Annotated in this window: 18 protein-coding genes; 1 reads left to right on the top strand and 17 read right to left on the bottom strand. The window is 55.3% G+C overall.

Translation table 11 applies throughout. The annotated features are described in order from the left end of the window. Nucleotides 1-172 precede the first annotated feature (172 nt). The 4 genes from GQY55_RS10260 to GQY55_RS10245 all read right to left on the bottom strand — a co-directional run bounded on the left by GQY55_RS10260 (nucleotide 173) and on the right by GQY55_RS10245 (nucleotide 5,294). Nucleotides 173-460, bottom strand: a complete 288-nt coding sequence (locus GQY55_RS10260) for a stage VI sporulation protein F (RefSeq protein WP_160040931.1) — start codon at nucleotides 458-460, stop codon at nucleotides 173-175. Between the two features lie 66 nt (nucleotides 461-526). Continuing rightward, entirely contained in the window at nucleotides 527-2,578 is a 2,052-nt protein-coding gene (gene recG, locus GQY55_RS10255) for an ATP-dependent DNA helicase RecG (RefSeq protein WP_160040929.1), read from the bottom strand. 15 nt (nucleotides 2,579-2,593) lie between these two features. Beyond that, on the bottom strand, nucleotides 2,594-3,451 hold the full coding sequence (locus GQY55_RS10250) for a DegV family protein (protein ID WP_160040927.1): 858 nt from the start codon (nucleotides 3,449-3,451) through the stop codon (nucleotides 2,594-2,596). 52 nt (nucleotides 3,452-3,503) lie between these two features. Continuing rightward, nucleotides 3,504-5,294, bottom strand: coding sequence for a DAK2 domain-containing protein (locus GQY55_RS10245; RefSeq protein ID WP_160040925.1), 1,791 nt, complete (start codon nucleotides 5,292-5,294; stop codon nucleotides 3,504-3,506). A 285-nt stretch (nucleotides 5,295-5,579) separates the two neighbouring features. On the opposite strand from GQY55_RS10245, the gene rpmB reads away from it, so the two are divergent. Then, nucleotides 5,580-5,768, top strand: a complete 189-nt coding sequence (rpmB, locus tag GQY55_RS10240) for a 50S ribosomal protein L28 (protein ID WP_081992147.1) — start codon at nucleotides 5,580-5,582, stop codon at nucleotides 5,766-5,768. Nucleotides 5,769-6,068: 300 nt separating this feature from the next. On the opposite strand, the gene spoVM is transcribed toward rpmB, so the two are convergent. The 13 genes from spoVM to gmk form a co-directional block, all read right to left on the bottom strand. Next, nucleotides 6,069-6,149: a stage V sporulation protein SpoVM gene (gene spoVM / locus GQY55_RS10235; protein ID WP_036707696.1), complete on the bottom strand. Its 81-nt coding sequence runs from the start codon at nucleotides 6,147-6,149 to the stop codon at nucleotides 6,069-6,071. A gap of 171 nt (nucleotides 6,150-6,320) precedes the next feature. After that, nucleotides 6,321-6,983, bottom strand: a complete 663-nt coding sequence (gene rpe, locus GQY55_RS10230) for a ribulose-phosphate 3-epimerase (protein WP_160040923.1) — start codon at nucleotides 6,981-6,983, stop codon at nucleotides 6,321-6,323. A gap of 5 nt (nucleotides 6,984-6,988) precedes the next feature. After that, a complete protein-coding gene (gene rsgA, locus GQY55_RS10225) occupies nucleotides 6,989-7,903 on the bottom strand; it encodes a ribosome small subunit-dependent GTPase A (RefSeq protein ID WP_160040921.1) in 915 nt (304 codons plus the stop codon). A gap of 127 nt (nucleotides 7,904-8,030) precedes the next feature. After that, nucleotides 8,031-10,145 carry a Stk1 family PASTA domain-containing Ser/Thr kinase gene (gene pknB, locus GQY55_RS10220; RefSeq protein ID WP_160040919.1) on the bottom strand — a complete coding sequence of 705 codons (2,115 nt, stop codon included), beginning with the start codon at nucleotides 10,143-10,145 and terminating at the stop codon, nucleotides 8,031-8,033. Then, nucleotides 10,142-10,918: a Stp1/IreP family PP2C-type Ser/Thr phosphatase gene (locus tag GQY55_RS10215; protein ID WP_160040917.1), complete on the bottom strand. Its 777-nt coding sequence runs from the start codon at nucleotides 10,916-10,918 to the stop codon at nucleotides 10,142-10,144. Before GQY55_RS10215 ends, pknB begins: the two co-directional genes overlap by 4 nt. Before the next feature lie 7 nt (nucleotides 10,919-10,925). Then, entirely contained in the window at nucleotides 10,926-11,966 is a 1,041-nt protein-coding gene (gene rlmN, locus GQY55_RS10210; protein WP_236575525.1) for a 23S rRNA (adenine(2503)-C(2))-methyltransferase RlmN, read from the bottom strand. Between the two features lie 210 nt (nucleotides 11,967-12,176). Then, nucleotides 12,177-13,550 carry a 16S rRNA (cytosine(967)-C(5))-methyltransferase RsmB gene (gene rsmB / locus GQY55_RS10205; protein WP_160040913.1) on the bottom strand — a complete coding sequence of 458 codons (1,374 nt, stop codon included), beginning with the start codon at nucleotides 13,548-13,550 and terminating at the stop codon, nucleotides 12,177-12,179. After that, nucleotides 13,547-14,479, bottom strand: coding sequence for a methionyl-tRNA formyltransferase (gene fmt / locus GQY55_RS10200; RefSeq protein ID WP_160040911.1), 933 nt, complete (start codon nucleotides 14,477-14,479; stop codon nucleotides 13,547-13,549). The genes rsmB and fmt overlap by 4 nt, the downstream gene beginning before the upstream one ends. Nucleotides 14,480-14,485: 6 nt before the next feature. Further along, the gene (gene def / locus GQY55_RS10195) at nucleotides 14,486-14,968 is read right to left on the bottom strand and encodes a peptide deformylase (protein ID WP_160040909.1); all 483 of its coding nucleotides are present in this window, start codon (nucleotides 14,966-14,968) and stop codon (nucleotides 14,486-14,488) included. Between the two features lie 85 nt (nucleotides 14,969-15,053). Beyond that, entirely contained in the window at nucleotides 15,054-17,594 is a 2,541-nt protein-coding gene (gene priA / locus GQY55_RS10190) for a primosomal protein N' (RefSeq protein WP_160041556.1), read from the bottom strand. Continuing rightward, nucleotides 17,594-18,817 (bottom strand): bifunctional phosphopantothenoylcysteine decarboxylase/phosphopantothenate--cysteine ligase CoaBC, encoded by a 1,224-nt coding sequence (gene coaBC / locus GQY55_RS10185; RefSeq protein ID WP_160040907.1) that lies wholly within the window; start codon nucleotides 18,815-18,817, stop codon nucleotides 17,594-17,596. The genes priA and coaBC overlap by 1 nt, the downstream gene beginning before the upstream one ends. Before the next feature lie 262 nt (nucleotides 18,818-19,079). After that, the gene (gene rpoZ, locus GQY55_RS10180) at nucleotides 19,080-19,307 is read right to left on the bottom strand and encodes a DNA-directed RNA polymerase subunit omega (protein WP_160040905.1); all 228 of its coding nucleotides are present in this window, start codon (nucleotides 19,305-19,307) and stop codon (nucleotides 19,080-19,082) included. A 52-nt stretch (nucleotides 19,308-19,359) separates the two neighbouring features. Then, nucleotides 19,360-19,932: a guanylate kinase gene (gene gmk, locus GQY55_RS10175; RefSeq protein ID WP_160040903.1), complete on the bottom strand. Its 573-nt coding sequence runs from the start codon at nucleotides 19,930-19,932 to the stop codon at nucleotides 19,360-19,362. Nucleotides 19,933-19,948 lie beyond the last annotated feature (16 nt).

The following is a 19,948-nucleotide window of genomic DNA, read 5'->3' as shown; positions in this document are numbered from 1 at the left end:
CCTATGACCTCCCGTTAAAATAATGATGAACTTTTAAAATCCTTAAAAACAGCTTCCTTTCACGTCATTATTTTTGACCGGGAGACGGACATCTATGCGGCAAAAAGACCTATGGGAAAATACCGGCATACGGCATCTCCCCGTAGGTCTTTTTCTTGACGCTTTTGGCCCATTAACGGAACATGCCCCAAAGCTTGATCAAATGGAAGGTATTATTCGGATCAATCCGCTGGGCCAGCACAAATTTCACGATTTGCTGTTCCTCCGCCGATGATAAGGGCTCTTTAAGTATTCCCGACGCCGATTTGACAAGACGCTGGACCTTTGCCGGATTTTGCAGATCGACCTTGCTGACGCCTTCAAGAATTCCTTTAATCCGTTCTTTGGTCGCCTGATTTTTCATTTTTTGCTTGACTCTTGTCACTAACGCAGGACTGATTCCATACTGCTGATAACCCAAAACCTTGGCACCTCCCGTCAAATTCCAATTCAACTAAGTATATGACGGGGTGCCTGTCCGATGTGCCTAATCTACCACATCTCCCTGAAAAATCTGTTCCTGCTGCAAATAGTCCCGAAGTCCGGCATATGCCGGGGAAGTCCAGAACTCGCTGTCGGCCACGAGCCGGGACGCGTCGTCCCGCGCTTTTTCAAGCACCGCAAAATCGCTGACCATATCGGCAAGCCGGAATTCCGGCAAACCGCTTTGCTTCGTTCCGAAGAAATCTCCCGGGCCTCTAAGATCCAAATCCCGGCGGGATACCTCAAATCCGTCATCCGTTTCGGTCATGACGCTCATGCGTTCCTGCCCGACCTCGGATTTGGGATCGGCAATCAGGATGCAGTAGGAAGCGTGCTGGCCGCGGCCGACGCGGCCGCGCAGCTGGTGAAGCTGGGACAAGCCGAAACGGTCGGCGTCCATGATGACCATCAGCGTCGCGTTCGGTACGTCAACCCCTACCTCCACGACGGTCGTGGATACCAGCAGCTGAACTTCGTTTGCATTAAAGGACCGCATCACTTCCTCTTTTTCGGCAGGCGTCATTCGGCCGTGGAGCAAACCAACCCGATAATTCGGGAACGCCTGCTGCATTTGAATATGCAGGTCGATCGCATTTTGCACATCGAGCTTTTCGGATTCTTCGATCAATGGGCAAATCAGGTACGCCTGCCGGCCCTGGTCTATTTCCTTGGAAATAAATTTGAGCACACGGTCCATCATGTCATGTTTAACCCAGTAGGTGGTGATCGGAATCCTTCCCTTGGGCCGCTCCGATAACGTCGAAACGTCCATGTCGCCGAAAGCGGTAATCGCCAGCGTTCGCGGAATCGGCGTGGCGGTCATCGTCAGCACGTCGGGGTTGTAGCCTTTCCGCCGCAAAATGCTGCGCTGGTTCACTCCGAACCGGTGCTGCTCATCGGTAACGACAAGTCCCAATTGGCGGAAAAACACATCCTCCTGTATCAATGCATGCGTGCCGACCACAATGTCGGTCATGCCCATCTGCAGCGATGCCAGCAAATCCTTCCGCTTGCGTCCGGTGACGCTGCCGGTCAAAAGCCCAACCGTAATGCCGAACGGCTCAAACAGCTTTTGCAGCGAGCGCATATGCTGCTCGGCCAAAATTTCCGTCGGCACCATCAGCGCTCCTTGGTATCCCGAACGGACGGCGCCGTACAAAGCGATGGCGGCAATCACCGTTTTGCCGGAGCCGACATCCCCCTGCAGCAGCCGGTTCATGCAGTAAGGGGAACGCATATCCTGCAAAATCTCCAGCTCCACTTTTTTTTGCGCGTCCGTCAGCTCAAAAGGCAGGCTCCGCACGAACTCGCGCATCGTTTTATTGTCGACGGTATGGACGACCCCGTCCATCCTGCGCCGGTTCAGCGCCCGGTAGGCATGCATTTTCAACTGGAACAGGAACAGCTCCTCATAGACCATCCGTTCCCGGCCCTGCTGACCTTCCCGCGAATCCTGCGGTTGATGAATCGTGGCGATCGCCCTTTTGCGCGGCATAAAATCATATTTTTGCATGATGGCCGGCGGCAAAATTTCCGGAATCATTTCCCCGTATTGGGTCAACGCTTGTCCGATCGTTTTGCGCATCCATGTTTGCGTAATTTTCCCGCCGACCGAATAGACCGGCTGCAGCGTCCCGCTGCGCCAAGCCCCCTGATCCGGAAACTCCGATTCCGACACGGTCAGCTGCATCCGCTTCTGATCCCATTTGCCGACAAGCACGATTTCCCTTCCGCCCGTCAGCTGATCCCGCAAAAAATGCCGGTTGAACCAAACAGCGGTAAACATCCACTGCTCCGCCATCATTTTGCACGTCAACCTGGATTTGCGCCCGTAACGCTGAAGCACCGGAACGCCCATGATTTTGGCTTGAACGGTGATTTTGTCGCCGTCCTTTGCTTCGCTGAGCGAACGCAGACGGTAATCCTCGTAACGGAACGGGTAATATTCCAGCAAATCTTTTACCGTAAAGATGCCAAAGGCGTGAAGCTCTCCTTCTTTGAGAGCACTCACGCCGCGCACCTGCCGGATTGAAATTTGATCCAAACTCAGATTCATTTCCATCCCTCATTTTTAATTCGGCCAGATAAACACGGCCAACGTTCCGGGACCGACATGGGTGCCGACCACCGGACCGATATTGGTAAGCACGACCTCGTTCAGGTTATAATGCCGGGACAGTTCCTCAAGCACCGGATCGGCCGAAGCCGGGTCCGCCGTATGGCCTACGGCCACGTTGATGTCCCGGGTCCCGCCCAAATCTTCCTGAAACCGCTCGATCATGCGGGATATCGCTTTTTTGCGGCCTCTGACCTTTTCCACCGCATAAATGATGCCTTCCTCGTCGATCGACAGGATCGGCTTGATGTTCAGCAGGTTGCCGATGACGGCAGCCGCTTTGCCGATGCGTCCGCCCTTCTGTAAATATTCGAGCGTATCGACAAGAAAATACAACTTGCGCTGCCTTCGAACCTGTTCTACCGACGCCAAAATTTCCTCTGCGGTTTTTCCTTCGGCAGCGAGCCGGGCCGCCTGGACCACAAGAAGCCCAAAGCCGTAGGAAGCCGATTTGGAATCCACGACATGTATGGACGGCGGGTCATCCAGCATCGATTTGGCGAGCAGCGCCGATTGATACGTTCCGCTAAGCCCGGACGAAATATGAAAAGAAAGAATCGGGCTGTCGGGGAAAACGTTCATCAAATTTTGGTAAACTTCAATATAATCGGCAGGAGAAGCCTGCGACGTCGTAGGCAGCTGCTCTGACTGAACAAGCCGTTTATAGAACACCTCAGCCGATATGTCCACGCCGTCCTCAAACGTTTCTTCTCCGAACATGAGGCGAAGCGGGACGACATGAATGTCGTATTTGCCGACCAGTTCCTCCGGTATGTCAGCGGTGCTGTCCGTCACAATTACCGCATGAGCCATGCGAGCGGCCTCCTTTAGAGGTTTTTTTAACTTTGCCTTGCTTCATGTCCGATCAGGATTCTACGGAAAAAATATAATAATACACCGGCTGTCCGCCTTGATGCACTTCGACCTCGGCATTCGGGTACCGGTCGCCGATCCAGTCCGCAAGTTCCGCCGTCAGGCCGGCATCCGTCTCCTCACCCGCAAGGACGGTCACGATTTCGTCGCCGCTGACAAGCATTTTGGACAAAAGGTCCTGACAGGAGGCCAAAAGGCTTTCGGCAGCCGTCACGATCTTCGAGTTTTCAATGCCGATGTATTGTCCGGCCTTAATATCGAGATTGTCGATCTGCGTGTCGCGCACCGCGTGGGTAACCTGGCCGGATTTCACCCGGGCAATGGCATCCATCATGCTGCTTGTGTTCGTATCCTCGATTTCCTCCTCGGAAAACGCAAACGCTGCGGAAATTCCCTGCGGAATGCTTTTGCTCGGGATCACCGTGACGCTGCGCTCGCCCTCCAGCAGCTCGCGCGCCTGCTCGGCGGCAAGCACGATATTGGAGTTGTTCGGCAAAATGTATACGTGCTGGGCGGAGATCGAACGGATCGCGTTGACGAAATCCTCCGTGCTCGGATTCATCGTTTGCCCGCCGGACAGCACGACGTCGACGCCCAGGCTTTTGAAAATGTCGGCAATGCCTTGGCCTGAAGCCACGGCGATAAACCCGTACGGAGCCATTTCGTCGGCCGGCGGCGTCGCCGGTGCCTGCTCGCGCGAATGATCAACCGGGTCTACCGGCATATCGGCGAAAAGTTCCGGCATCGGCGCGATGTCAAGCCCGGTCGTCAGCAGGTCCCGATGCTGCTCGCGCATATTCAAAATATGGATTTGGGTAATTTCGCCGAAACGGAGCGCCAAATTCAGCACGTCGCCCGGAGCCTTGGAATGGACATGCACTTTGATCAATTCATCGTCCGCAATAATAATGATGGAGTCCCCGTTTTTTGACAACGCTTTCCGGAATTCCTCCTCATCGAATACGGCCGCTTGCCCGCCGCCAAGCTGACGGTTGATGAAAAATTCCATATCGTACAAAAATTCAATGTCTTCGGTTTCGATTTTGGATTGGGCCAGCTCGGGCCGCTGCGCAACCGTAGAGCTTGGAACCGCCGGCCCCTCCGGACTAAGAACGGCCGGTGCTTGTCTTGCCGCCGGAGCTTCATGGTAATCGGCCTGGTCCTGGGCCCCTTTCAGGTAGCGCAGAAAACCTTCATAAATATAAACGAGGCCTTGTCCCCCGGAGTCCACGACGCCTACCTGCTTCAGTACAGGGAGCATCTCCGGTGTCTGGGACAACGTCTCCTGCGCTTTTAAAAGAACTTGTTCCATCAATTCAGTAATGTCGTTGGTCCGCCGCGCGTAGAAGACGGCATGTTTGGCAGCCTCCTTGGCCACCGTCAAAATGGTGCCTTCCACAGGTTTAACAACGGCTTTATACGCAGCATCCACGCCCGTTTGCAGAGCCGCGGCGAACTGCATCGCGTTCAGTTCATCGTAAGGCGCGGCATAGCGGCCAAAGCCCCGGAAAAGCTGGGATGTAATGACGCCGGAGTTTCCGCGCGCACCCATCAGCAGTCCTTTGGACAAAACCCCCGCACTGTGTCCGATCGAGTCGGAATGATTTCTTTTTAGCTCAGTCACACCTGCGCTCATCGTCAGATTCATGTTGGTTCCCGTGTCGCCATCAGGCACCGGAAAAACATTTAAAGAATTGACATGTTCTGCATGCTGCTGCAGTTGTTCCGCTCCGGCCAATACCATAGCGGTAAAATCTGTCCCATTCAAAGAACGCTTACTCAATGATAAATCCCCTTCCTAGCTTGATCCCTAGCTACTGGCGTCCTTATACATACGTCATTTTCACGTTTTCGTTTCGCCAATTTTATTCAGGATAATACATAATCCCCGATCATCCATATATAAATGAAGCATCCCATAATACACCAGTATGGGCTATTCATCATTGTACTATAAGAAACCTCAGAAATAAATGTTTTTGGCTGGCGGTTGACGAAGCAAATTTTGCTGTGATATGATATACAAGTATTGTTTTATGCAGGTGTTTGGAATAAGGAGGTGTAATCTATGTCTCGCAAATGTTATGTGACTGGCAAGAAGCCAGGAAGCGGCAACCATGTATCTCACGCTAACAACCGTAACCGTCGTTCTTGGGGCGTAAACGTGCAAAAAGTTCGTATTCTCGTTGACGGCAAACCTAAGCGCGTTTATGTGAGCACTCGTGCGCTCAAATCCGGTAAAGTTACCCGCGTATAATTCGTCGATTTGTTTATGCAAATGAAAAGTCCTCGCCCCGCGCGGGATTTTTTCTTCTGAATACGATTTGTATTCCGGAAAACGTCTGCCTACGGATGACGAACCGCTGATGAGGCGGATCTAGAAATAGACAAGCCTCTTGGACGTTTTACACTTTCTTAGACCTTAAGAATAGCATATAAGCAAAAAGCACCTTGTTTACAGCAGGTGCTTTTTTAATGCCTTTGGCCATATTCGGTATGTTTCATGCCGCCTCGCGTCAGAGGTTTTTTAGCATCAGCGGCATACCATAAGGAGTCTTCAGCTTTTATGGAATGTGTTTAAAAGAGCTTTTACGAATCCTCCCAAAAACTTTGGCAGCTTAAACGTATAAAATTTCATATTCCACCCTCCCCATATTCTCATGTCATCGCGTATGGTATGCCTTTAGTTCGTTCACTGCAGAAACGGACAAAAAAAAGGTTACATGAGAACCCTGCTCATGTAACCAATGTATGCGCAAACGGCATGACCTATGACAAAGGCTGACAAGTGAAACCGCCCATATTGGGTTTATGCCTTTTGGGCGCTGGTCCGGATGGCCCGGATCGCCGCTTCCCGGTCCGGTTTGCCGTAAACGGCGCTCCCTGCGACAAGCACGTCCGCTCCGGCCTCGGCAACCAGCGGCGCCGTTTCGCTCGTAATGCCGCCGTCGACCTCGATATGCACGTCAAAGCGCGAGGCTTCGTTCAGCCACTGGCGCACCTGGCGGATTTTATGAACCGTGCGCGGAATGAAGGCCTGTCCTCCAAAGCCCGGATTGACGGTCATGACGAGAACCAAATCCACGTCCTCGAGCACTTCCTGGATGGCCGCCGCCGGAGTCGCCGGATTGATCGCCACTCCCGCTTTGATCCCATGCTCCTTGATCATGTGAATGACCCGGTGCAGATGCGTACAGGCTTCGGCATGAACGGTAATCACGTCGGCGCCGGCTTGGACAAAATCAGCGATATAAGCTTCCGGACGCTCGATCATCAGGTGAACGTCGAGAGGCAGGCTCGTATGCGGCTTGATGGCGCTGACGATCGCCGGTCCCAGCGTAATGTTCGGAACAAAATGCCCGTCCATGACGTCCACGTGAATCCAGTCCGCTCCTCCCGCTTCCGCCGCTGCAACCTCCGGCCCCAGTTGGGCAAAATCCGCTGACAATATCGATGGCGCTATTTTAATCATTTCCGTTAATACCTCCGCTTTTTATCTTTCATTTCGTTTAAAAACTGCACGTAATGCTCGTAACGGCTCGCCGCGATCTTTCCCGCCTCGGCGGCCTCCCGGACTTTGCAGCCGGGCTCATGGGTATGGCTGCAGCCCCGGAACTTGCATGCCTCCGCATAGGAAGCAAATTCCCTGAAGCAGGTTGACAGCTCCTCGACGCCAAGCTCCAAAAAGTCCAGCTGGCTGAAGCCCGGCGTATCGGCCACGAAACCTCCGCCTGGAAGCTCGATCAGTTCCACATGGCGGGTCGTATGCTTGCCGCGCCCAAGCCTCATGCTGATGGCGCTCGTTTCGAGCTCAAGCCCAGGGACAAGCCGGTTCAGCAGCGATGACTTGCCTACACCCGATTGCCCCGAAAAAACGCTGATTTGACCCTTCAAACGTTCCGTCAGCAGTTCCGTTCCCAGCCCTAAGCGTGAGCTCGATACGATGACTTGATATCCGATATTTTCGTACAGCGATTGAACCAGGGCGACCGGATCTTCTCCGGCCCCTCCCTCCAGAAGGTCCTGCTTAGTCAGGCAGATGACCGTGTCCAAACCGGCATGCTCGATATGCACCAAAAACTTGTCCAGCAGCTGCAAATTCAAATCCGGCTCGCGCACCGAAAATACCAGAACAGCCAAATCGACGTTGGCGACCGGAGGACGGATCAACTCGGAGCGGCGCGGCAAAATTTCGTCCACCACGCCTTCCCCGTTTTCCGTATGGGAATAGAGGATATGGTCACCGACCAACGGGGTTACGCCCTTTTTCTTGAAAATGCCGCGCGCCCTGCATTGGATCGCGTCTCCGTCCCCCGAAGCCGCCATTCCGTTTTCGAGTGGTTTAACATAATAATATCCGCTTAACGCCTTCACGATTACTCCTTCAGGCATACATGAAAGGCCTCGCTTTCTCCGAAAGACCGCCCGTGGCGGGCGGCCCTAATGGTGATATTGATAAATGACGTTCTCGTTATCCTTGTTTTTTTTCTTGCCCTTCCCCTGTTTTTTTCCGGGAGGGTCAGGGATGCTCATCCTGGTCTTGCCCTTGATTCGGGTCCTGGATTTCGCCCGTTTGACCCGTATTCCCATCTCCGGCATCGCCTTGTGAGCCATCACCCCCAGCGTTGGACCGGATCTCGATATCCGGCACCGTTCCGTTTTTGACGTCCATGTAGTATACGGTATAGTTTTCAACCAACTGACCGTTTTTGTAGACCTTGACGGAAGCGTCCTTGTTCGGGCCGACGACCAGATCGACCGGGAAGATTTGCATCGTTTTAATATTTTTCGATCCCCATACCTTCATCTGGTCATTGGTCGTCGCATCCGAATATTCGATGCGGACCTTCGTGTTTTTGCCTTCCTCATCCGGAGCGACAGGCACGTTATACGTGTATTTTATCGCTTCGGCCGGATACCCCGAGCTCACCGTAATGGAAATGAGTCCGTCATTGGGATTGACCATAGTGTCCGGATCATGCGGCCACTGGGCGATAACCGTTCCTTTCGGCACCGTGTAGCTTGCCTCCTGCGTGATGTTCGGATCCAGCTTCAGCCCGGCCGCCGCCAGCATTTTGGCCGCTTTGTCCTGGGTTTCGCCGATCAGCTTCGGCATTCGTACCTGCTGCGGCCCTTTACTGATCGTCAACGTGACATGATCAGTATCAGGATCCACCTCGGCATTGGCCCCTGGTTCCTGAGAAATGACTTCATTTACAGGCTTGTCGCTGTTTTCCGGTTTGGATTCTATATTGTCTTCTTTAAAGCCTTGCTTCGTCAAGAATTTAACAGCGTCTTCATAGGACGAACCCTTTACGTCAGGCATCTGTTTCTTAGGCTTGGCGATTCCGACCGAAATCTGAACAAGCGATCCTTTTTTGGCTTCGGTTCCTTCGTCCCGGCTCTGGTCATAAACCACGCCTGCAGGGACATCCGGCTTATAAGCCCGAATGACGTTGGGATCGACTTCAAGCCCGCGATCATTAAGCATTTTACGGGCATTTTCTTCCGTTTGGCCGATGACTTTCGGCACGATGACGTTCGGTAAGACCAATTTATGATTCACGTAAAACACGACGGCTGCCATCGCAAGCAAAAGCAGAAGCGTCAAGCCGATCCAAAGAATCGGCTTCCCCGATTTTTTAGTTTTTTGGGCCGCGGGCGCAGGCTCGCGGCGTTCCTCCCGCTCTTCGGAAGGAAACGGCCTGGATCTTACCGGGCTCGGTCCGATATGCTGCGGCTTGATCGCCGGCATGACGCGGGTTCGATCCTCGTCGTCCACGTCCGAAAAGTCGATCTTCGGCTCGTTTCTGCGCTCCGGCGAAAGGCAGGTGTCCAGGTCATGCAGCATTTCCTTGGCGCTTTGGTACCGCTCCTGCGGATTTTTGCGCATCGATTTGAGGATGATGTTTTCCACGCTTTGCGGAATGAGAGGATTCACTTCGCGCGGCTCCTCGAATTCCTCCTGCAAATGTTTCAGCGCGACGCTGATCGGGCTTTCTCCCAAAAACGGAAGGCGTGCCGTCAGCATTTGGTAAAGCACGATACCCAAAGAATATAAGTCCGATTTTTCCCCGGTAGTCACGCCTTTGGCATGCTCCGGAGAAAAATAGTGCACGGAGCCGACGACGGAACCGGTTTGCGTAATCGTCGTCGAAGTCACCGCCCGGGCGATTCCGAAATCGGTCACCTTCACCCTGCCGTTTCGGCCGATCAAGATGTTATGCGGTTTGATGTCCCGGTGAATGATTTGATTCTGATGGGCATGATCCAGCGCGTCGCAAATTTGGGACGCGATCCGGACGGCCTCTTCCACCTGCAAAGGCGCGCGTTCCTTGATGATTTCGTTCAAGTTATGGCCTTCGACGTATTCCATGACGATGTAATGGATCTCGTTTTCCTGCCCCACGTCGTAAATGCTGACCACGTTCGGGTGAGACAGCGAAGCGGCCGACTGCGCCTCGCGGCGGAAACGGCGAATAAACTCCTCATCGTGCACAAACTGCTGGCGCAGCACCTTGACGGCAACGTTGCGGCCCAAAAGCAAATCATGGGCTTTGTAGACAAGGGCCATCCCGCCGCCGCCGATTCGTTCTATAATCTCATAACGGCCGCCCAATTCGTGTCCGATCATGAATCCCACTCCTTTATGTTATGCCCGGAGACTTCATCTTGAAGTTCAAACAGGGCGACGGTAATGTTGTCATCGCCTCCGGCAAGAAGTGCCAGCTGCAGAAGCCGGTCGGCCCGTTCTTCCAGCGGGACGTCCAGCATGCCGGAAATTTGGGCGATATGTTCGCCGCTGACCAGGCTGCTGAGTCCGTCGCTGCACAGAAGAAGCACCTCTCCGGCAGACAGCGTCACGGGATACAGATCGACAGATACCTCGGGGTCGGTCCCTAAAGCGCGCATAATGACGTTGCGGCGCGGATGGGTTTGCATTTCCTCGAGGCTGATCTGGCCGCTTTTGTAAAGCTCATTGACAAGCGTATGGTCCTCCGTAATTTGAACGGCTTGACCGTTTACGATTTTGTAAGCTCTGCTGTCGCCGATATGTCCGATGACGCCGGAACGATCCTGCAGCAGCAGCACCTCGACTGTCGTTCCCATGTTGTGATATTTTTCATTTTTGGACGCTTCACTGTAAATGACGTCGTTGGCATGCAGGATCGCGTCGCTGACGGCGGCGCCCAATCCTTCGTCGGACATGCCCTCTTCAAGAGAGGACAAGTCGTCCGCAATCGTATCGACGGCAAGACGGCTTGCCGTATCGCCGGCTTGATGCCCGCCCATTCCGTCGGCCACGATGCCGATGGTATATCCTTGCGCTAGGTGGCCAATCCAGACCGAGTCCTCGTTTACCGAGCGGACGCGGCCGATGTTACTGGCATGAACTGTTTTGATCAAGTTTCATTCACCTCAACTCCATATGCTTCGCACGCAGTTGTCCGCATGCTGCCGCGATATCGTGGCCTTGCTCCCGCCGAATGGTTACGTTGACTCCGCTCTCCGCGAGTACTTTTTGAAACTTGAAAATGTCGTTGCGCGAGGTACGGACGTACTTGCGTTCAGGCACATGGTTGACCGGAATCAGGTTGACGTGGCAAAGCATGTCCTTCAGCACGTCCGCCAGCTCCTGCGCGTGCTCCGGCTGGTCGTTCACCCCGCCGATCAAGGCGTATTCAAACGTAATGCGGCGGCCGGTTTTGGCAAGATAGTAACGAAGGGCCTCCATCACGTCCTCAAAAGGATAACGGCGGTTTACCGGCATCAGTTTGGAGCGCAGCATATCGTTCGGCGCGTGGATGGAAATCGCCAGATTGATCTGCGTATCCTCGTTTGCGAATTTGTAGATGTTCGGCACGATGCCGCTGGTCGAAACGGTAATATGGCGCTGCCCGATGTTCAGGCCTTTTTCGTGGATCATAATCCGGAGAAATTTCATCGTCGCTTCGTAGTTTTCGAACGGCTCGCCGGAGCCCATAATAACGATGCTGCTGACGCGCTCCCCTTTTTGATCCAAAATTTTTTGGGCTTGAACCACCTGTGCGACGATTTCGCCCGCCGTCAGGTTCCGCTTGAGCCCGCCGAGCGTCGAAGCGCAAAACGTGCAGCCGATGCGGCAGCCGACCTGGGTCGTCACGCAAATGCTGTTCCCGTAATTATGCTTCATGATGACGGTCTCGATCGCATGGTCGTCATGAAGGCCGAACAAAAACTTGACGGTCCCGTCTTTCGACTCCAGCTTCGTAATCTCCGTAAGGGTCACGAATTGGAACTGGTCCTCCAGCTTCGCGCGAAGCTCTTTGGACAGATTGGTCATTTCCTGAAAGTTATTCACCCTTTTCACGTACAGCCAATCAAAAATCTGGCTGGCGCGAAAGGCGGGTTCGCCGTTTTCTTTTGCCCATGCCTGAAGGTCGTCCAGGTTCAAATCATATATAAAAGGCTTCATTTCATCACACCTGTCTTTATCATTCATATGCATATTGTTTCTCATTCTTCCTATTTTAACACAAATAAAAGTAGCCGTAAAAGAGAAACCCCGCCGAAGCGATGGCCCGAGCGGGTTAGGGAACGCGTCTATCGACGCGCTTTCGAAGACGACAAACCGCATGGCGCGGGATCATCCTGTCCCGAGTGATCTCTTTTACGGCCCGGTAGTTTAAAAGAATCGCTGGATTCTGGCGATATAGAAGCCGTCACTGTGGTAATCCTGAGGCAAAATCTGCACGCCCGCTCCGTCTGCGCCCGCATGCAGCCGTCCCCATGTCCCGCCGGAATCCTCCGGCACTCCGAACCCCGGATGCGTCTTTAAAAAATGCTGCACCGTCCGCTCGTTCTCCTCCGGATCGATCGTACAGGTGCTGTACACCATCATGCCGCCGACGCGCAAAAGGGAAGACACGGAATCCAGCAGCTTCCGCTGAAGGCCGGTGATTTCGCCGATATCTTCCGGCGATTTGGTCCACTTCAGATCGGGCTTGCGCCGAATGACGCCAAGCCCCGAGCAGGGAGCATCAAGCAAAATCCGGTCGAAAGATCCGGCCGGATACCGGTCGGCCAGCTTCAGGGCGTCGCCCGTCACCGTATGGATGCTGCCGAGACCCAGCCTTTCGGCCTGGCCTTCGATCAGCTTGCGTTTATGCTCATGAAGATCGTTGGCGACGATTTCGCCCTGGTCCTTCATGAGCTCCGCCATATGCGCCGTTTTCCCGCCCGGGGCGGCGCAGCAATCGAGCACGCGCATGCCCGGGGCGGGACCGACGGCGCCGGCGACCAGCATCGAGCTTTCGTCCTGGATCGATATTTGGCCGTCGCGGTACCAATCGGTAAGCGCCATGTTGCCGCCGCCGTATACGAGAATCCCCTCCGGAGAAATCGGGGATGGAGCCGCTTGGACGCCCGCTTTCTCCATTTCGGCCAACATGCCTTCACGGCTGATCATCGTCGTGTTCACGCGCACGCTGACCGCCGGAGGTTCGTTGTTCGCGCGGCAAATCGCTTCGGCGGCGCTTTCGCCGTATGCGCGGATCCACCGCTCCACCATCCACTGCGGATGGGAGTGCTCAAGCGCAATGCGCTCGGCGGCGGGAAGCCCGTCAGGCAGCGCAAGCTCTTCCCGGTTGCGGAGCACGTTCCGCAGCACTCCGTTCACCATGCCGGATATTCCTTGATGTCCCCGGCGTTTGGCCAGATTCACCGCTTCGTTTACGGCGGCATGCGGCGGAATCCGGTCCAGATACATCAGCTGGTACAAGCTCAGCCGCAGCAAATTGCGGACCCACGGCTGCAGTTTGCGGATGCCCTTGGACACAAACCGGTCGAGAAAATAATCGAGCGTATTGAGCCGGGAGATCGTGCCGTACACGAGCTCCGTCGCCAAGCCCGCGTCCTCCCTCGACAAGGAAGCCCGCTGAAGGGCCGAATTCAGCTGCAAATTGCTGTACGCTTTGTTCTCTTCGACCCGTGTCAGCACGTCAAGGGCAAGCTCCCGCGCCGAAGTCCGCGTTTTGCTTTGGCGTTTGTCCGCGTTCACGCTAACACCGTCCCCGGCGCCATCGTGTTGCCGCGCACGAATTCAGCCGCTTCCATCTGCTTTTTGCCGCTCGGCTGCACCCGGGTCAGCCATAGGGAACCATCTCCCGTTTTGACCTCGATCCCCTGGTCCGTCAGCTGAAGCACCGTACCGGGAGCCGCGTCTTTGGACGCCTTGTCCGCCTTGCGGGCAGCCCATACCTTGAACACGTCCCCGTTCCACAAGGCAAACCCGCCGGAAAACGGGACAAGGCCGCGGATTTGATTGTATATGTCGCGCGTGGACGCATTCCAGTCGATTTTTTCGTCCTCGCGTTTCAGGTTCGGCGCATACGTCGCCTGCGCATCGTCCTGCTTCTCGGCTTCCACCCGGCCGCCCGCAAGCCGCGGCATCTGCTCTTTCAGCAGCTCCGCGCCTGCCAGGCTCAGCTTCTCGAACAGCGTGCCCGACGTATCTTCTTCGTCGATCGCTACTTTCACTTGGGCGATCATGTCGCCGGTATCGAGGCCCTCGGCCATATACATCAGCGTAATCCCCGTCTCGGTTTCGTCGTTGATGATGCAGCGCTGGATCGGCGCCCCGCCCCTGTATTTGGGCAGAAGCGATCCGTGGACGTTCACGCAGCCGTTGGCCGGCAGCTCAAGAACGCTCTTCGGGAGAATTTGCCCGTACGCGGCCGTCACGATCAGATCCGGCTTGTACGCCGCAAGCGCCGCTACAGCCTCGGGGCTGCGCATCCGCTGCGGCTGAAGCACGGGAATGCCGTGTTCCAGGGCAACCTCTTTGACGGGCGTCGGCGTCAGCACTTTTTTGCGTCCTTGGGGACGGTCCGGCTGGGTGACGACAGCTACGACGTTATACCCTTCGCTGAGCAGCATCCGCAAGCTGGGAACGGCAAACGCCGGCGTCCCCATGAATACGATATTCATGAAGCATTACTCCCTTCCGGAACGTTCAGGCACGTACTCGTACACTTTTTCGGCAATGTCCGTAAACAAAACGCCGTCCAGATGGTCGATCTCATGCTGGAAGCAGCGGGATAACAGCCCGGTTCCCGTAATCGTGAGCTCGTTGCCGTTTTCGTCCAGCCCTTTGACCGTCACCTTCTCGGCGCGGCGCACGTCGCCGTTATAGCCGGGGATGCTGAGGCAGCCTTCCGGACCGAACTGTTCGCCTTCCTTTTCAAGGATGACCGGATTGACCATCTTGATCAGGCCGTGCTCGTCTCCGACGTCCACGACGATGAGGCGTTTCAGAATGCCGACCTGCGGGGCGGCAAGGCCTACGCCTTCGGCGTCGTACATCGTTTCAGCCATGTCGTTCAACAATTTTTTGACGTTCGGGGTAATTTCCTTCACTTCTTTTGCCGTTTTATGCAGTACGGCATCGGGTTCTTTGACGATAATGCGGATTGCCATGATGACACCTTCCTTATGCTTATTCGTGTACGGATTTCATGATCCATATGGTTTTCATTTCATGTTTCAATGCATGGGACAAGGGCTACATCAGCATTTGCGGATCCACGTCAATGCTGATTTGCAGTTTCTGGTTATGGGCCGTCTCCTCCAGCTGCTCCGCCGACTCGCGGACGAGGCCGACAGCGTCGATATTCCCACGCCATTTTACCATACATTGAAATCTGTATCTATTTTTTATCCTCGGAATGGGCGAAGCGACCGGCCCAAGCACGTCAAACGCGTCGGCCGTCAGCCGATCCAGGCTGCCGAACCAGCCCCGCTGCCTTGCTTTGCCTTGAAGGACGGACACCATGTTTTCCGCCATGCGGACCAGAAGCGGCAGCTGCTCATGCGACAGCGTGATCAGAATCAGCCGGCAGTACGGCGGATAATGAAGGTTGCGGCGGTGTTTCAGCTCATCCCGAACGAAAGCGAGATAATCGTGTCCGCTCGCGTGAATGATGGAATAATGGTCCGGCGTATAGGACTGGATCAATACCTCCCCTTTCAGCTGGTGCCTTCCCGCCCGTCCGGCGACCTGCGTCAGCAGCTGGAAGGTTTTTTCCCCTGCCCGGAAGTCGGGAAGGTTGAGGGCGGAATCGGCGGTGATGACGCCGACGAGCGTCACGTCCGGGAAATCCAGTCCCTTTGCGACCATTTGGGTGCCCAGCAGGACATCCGCCTTTTTGTCGCGGAACTGCTTCAGCAGCTTTTCGTGCGAACCTTTTTCCGTCGTCGTGTCGACATCCATGCGGATGACCCGGATGCCGGGGAACAGCTTGGCGAGCTCCTCTTCGACCCGCTGCGTGCCTGTTCCGAAATACCGGATATGCTCGCTGCCGCATTCCGGGCAGACGGACGGCGCCGGTTCGGCGTATCCGCAATAATGGCAGCGGAGATTGTTCGACTTTTGATGATACGTCAGAGAAATATCGCATTCGGGGCAGCCCGCCACGTACCCGCAGCTGCGGCACATGACGAACGTGGAATAACCGCGGCGGTTGAGCAGCAGCACCGTCTGCTCCCCGCGCTCGAGCCGAATCCCGAGAGCCTGATGCAAGGATCGGCTGAACATGGAGCGATTGCCCTCTTTTAGTTCTTCCCGCATATCGACGATTTGTACCGTCGGCAGCTCGTTGCCAAGCGCCCGGCGTTTCATTTCCAGCAGCAAGGGCGCAAACTCGTCGTTCGCCCGGGAACGGGCCGCGTGATAGCTTTCGAGCGAAGGCGTCGCCGAACCCAACACGACCGCCGCACCGTGCTGGCGCGCCCTTCGGACCGCTACGTCCCGGGCGTGGTATTTAGGGCTTTCCTCCTGTTTATAAGAGGTTTCATGCTCTTCGTCCATAATGATGAGGCCGATCCGGTCAAAGGGCGCAAACACGGCGGAACGGGCCCCGATCGCCACTTTGACTTTGCCTTCGCGTATTTTCCGCCATTCGTCGTAACGCTCGCCGCCGGAAAGGCGGCTGTGCATGACCGCCACCTGGTCGCCGAACCGCCCTTTGAACCGCTCCACCATTTGCGGGGTTAACGAAATTTCGGGGACAAGCACGATCGCCTGCCGCCCCTGCCCGATGCAGTGCTGGATCGTCTGCAGATAAATTTCGGTTTTGCCGCTGCCCGTCACGCCGTGCAATAGGAATACGCCGTGCCTGCTCGCATCCAGCGTATCGCGGATGCTGTCGTACGCATGCTGCTGCTCATCGTTCAGCCGAAGCGGCTCCGACGGTTTGAAGCGGCGGCCGCGGTACGGATCGCGGAACACTTCCACGTCTTCGATCGCGATAAATCCCTTGTCCGCCAGCCCTTTGACGGTGGCCGCCGAAACTTGCAGCGTCGTCAAAACCTCTTTTAGCGGGAGGGGGAGCAGCTCTTTCATCTCCAAAATGAACTGAAGGACTTCCCGCTGCCGCTGGGCCTTGGCCGGAAAATCCGGCAGAGCGGCTTCCGCCTCATGCGCCTCGACGGCAAGATCGACCGCTTTGAGCGTTTTCTTTTGCAGCTTGTCCTTAATGGACTGGTTTTCCTGCAAAATCCCTTTTCGGAGCAGCGTTTTGATCGTTTCGGCGCTATCCGGGAAAAGGCGGCTGAGCTGCTGCGCGGGAACTTCTCCCTTTTGCGCCACGTAAGCCATGATCGTTTTTGCTTCTTTCGTCGGCTCGGCGACGACCCGCACCAGCGAATAATCGTCCTCTTCCTCCGTCCGGTCCGCGGGATCGCCAAGCGAAATATATCGTTCGGCCTTGCCCTTCAGCGCCGTCGGCACCATCACCTGAAGCGCCGTAATGAAGCGACAGGCGTACCTTTGGCTCATCCATTGCGCAAGCTCGACGAGTTCGGGGGAGAGCGGAGGAACGACGTCGAGCACCTCCTGTATGCTCTTCAGGCGCATCCCGCCGGGGGAGGGGTGATCCTGCAATCCGACCACGAACCCCTGAACCGTCCTGTGGCCGAAAGGAACGCCGACCCGGCTTCCGACTTCAAGCCATGCCCGCATCGATTCCGGAATCAAATAATCGAACGGACGGTCCGTATCTTTTACCGGCACATCGACGATGACTTTGGCCACTTGCGGCAGCATCATCGGTTCCCCGCTTCTTTCATGCGCCCGGCCGCAATCGCAAGCAGCCTCCGCGCGATGTCGTCTTTGGACATGACGGGCATCTGCTCCACAAGCCCCGCCTCGTCAAACACCTGCACGATGTTCGTGTCCGAACGGAAGCCTGCACCCTCCGCCGTCACGTCGTTGGCGACGATCAAGTCTGCGTTTTTCCGGCGCAGCTTGTCTTTCGCATACGTTTCGACGTCGTGGGTTTCCGCGGCAAACCCGATCAAAAACTGATGCGTTTTGCTTTTGCCGAGCTCCTCCAGGATGTCGACCGTTTTGACAAGCTCCAGCGTCATCGTGTCGCCTTTTTTCTTGATTTTGCTGCTTGCCGTTTCGGCCGGACGATAATCCGCCACCGCCGCGGCTTTAATGACCAGATCGCTGCTTTCCCAATGCTTCAGCACGGCCCGGTACATTTCTTCCGCCGATTGAACGGGCTCGGCGTCGACGCCGGCCGGAGGCGCCACGTCGGTGCGCCCGTAAATCAAACGCACGTCCGCCCCCATCTCGCGCGCCGCTTTCGCAATGGCAAACCCCATTTTTCCGGAGGAGTCGTTGGTGATATAACGGACCGGATCAATTCGCTCGATCGTCCCGCCGGAGGTGACGACGACTTTTTTCCCCTGCAGAAGACCGGGCTCCGCCTGCTCCTTGCGGGCAAAATATTGCTCGACCACGGCCACGATGGTCTCCGGCTCTTCCATCCGTCCTTTTCCGACATAACCGCAGGCCAGCAACCCTTCGCCGGGTTCGATCATCATGACGCCCCGCCGATCCAGCGTCTTCATGTTTTCCTGGACGGCAGGATGCCCGTACATATGGACGTTCATCGCGGGAGCGACCATCACCGGCGCGGTCGTCGCCAAAAGCGTCGTCGACAGCATGTCGTCCGCCAGTCCGTGGGCCATTTTGCCGATCATGTTGGCCGTCGCCGGGGCGATCAGCACCAGGTCGGCCGCATCGGCCAAACGGATATGGGATACGACGGCGGGATCCCTTTCGTCGAACGTGTCGCTGAACACCGCGTTTTTGGACAAGCTTTGCAGCGTCAGCTCCGTGATGAATTGTTTGGCCGAGGATGTCATGATGACATGGACGTCCGCCCCTTTTTGAACCAGCTTGCTGCACAGGCTTGCCGCCTTGAATGCCGCAATGCCGCCGGTCACGCCAAGCACGATCGTTTTTCCGTTTAACATAGTTATCCGCCCTCTTTCGCTTCGGAATAGAGAAAAAACACCCCCACAAAGCGGAAACGGCGCTCCGTTCCCGTTCCATTCCTTTGCGGGGTTCATACGATGGTCGATCTGATGTTATCTTAAAAAAAATACAACCTTGCGGTTGTATTCGTTCCTGACTCTATGGACACGAAGGCAGGAAAGCAAGCCCGCCTCCCCCTTCGGTTATAGATTGGTTCAGCAACCGCTGAAGGCCGTCTTCGTTTAAGCCGATCTTAAAGCGTCAAGGCTTCTTGATCTCGTCCCGTTCCCCTTCGGGCTGAGGCACGACACGGATCATGTCATTGTAGATTTCCTCAAGCGCCACGCCGACGAATTTATGGGAGCGCGGGTTTTTCAGTTCGGTTTTCTCTCCCTCGCGCAGCTGTCTGGCGCGTTTGGACGCAGCGACCACCAGCGAATACTTGCTGTCGACCTTGTTCATCATTTCATCAATCGAAGGATACAACACGTTACTGCCACCTCTTTTATCCAAAGTAAAATATTTACGCTGAGCTTTCCGATTACCGCTTCACCTTACAATGTTCGGCTACGATAATCGATTCTATTCTTTTGCACGCGCAATCGATCTCGTCGTTGACGACGGCATAGTCATAATGCTCCATCAGGCCGATTTCGTCAACCGCCACCGACATCCGGTGATCGATCGTCGCCTGGCTTTCCGTTCCGCGTCCCACGATCCGGTCTTTCAGCTCATCCAGCGACGGCGGCAGCAGGAAGATAAAGACGCCTTGCGGGAATTTTTCCTTTACCTGCAGCGCGCCTTGCACCTCGATTTCCAAAATGATGTCCTTGCCGCTTTCAAGCGTTTTTTCCACGAAATCGCGCGGCGTGCCGTAATAATTGCCGACGTATTCAGCATATTCCAGCAGCTCGTTGTTTTGCATCATTTCCAAAAACTGCTCGCGGGATTTAAAAAAATAATTCACGCCGTCTTCCTCGCCGAGCCGCGGACTCCGCGTCGTGGCCGAAACGGAATACACGAGCTCCGGAAGTTTGCCTCTCAGCGCGGTGCATACGGTTCCTTTCCCAACTCCGGACGGCCCGGACAAAACAAACAATAATCCTTTTGACATAGTACTCCCCAACTCG

This window comes from Paenibacillus sp. USDA918EY (assembly GCF_009870825.1).
GTDB lineage: Bacteria > Bacillota > Bacilli > Paenibacillales > Paenibacillaceae > Paenibacillus_AQ > Paenibacillus_AQ albilobatus.
This window is presented reverse-complemented; position numbering and strand designations above follow the sequence as displayed.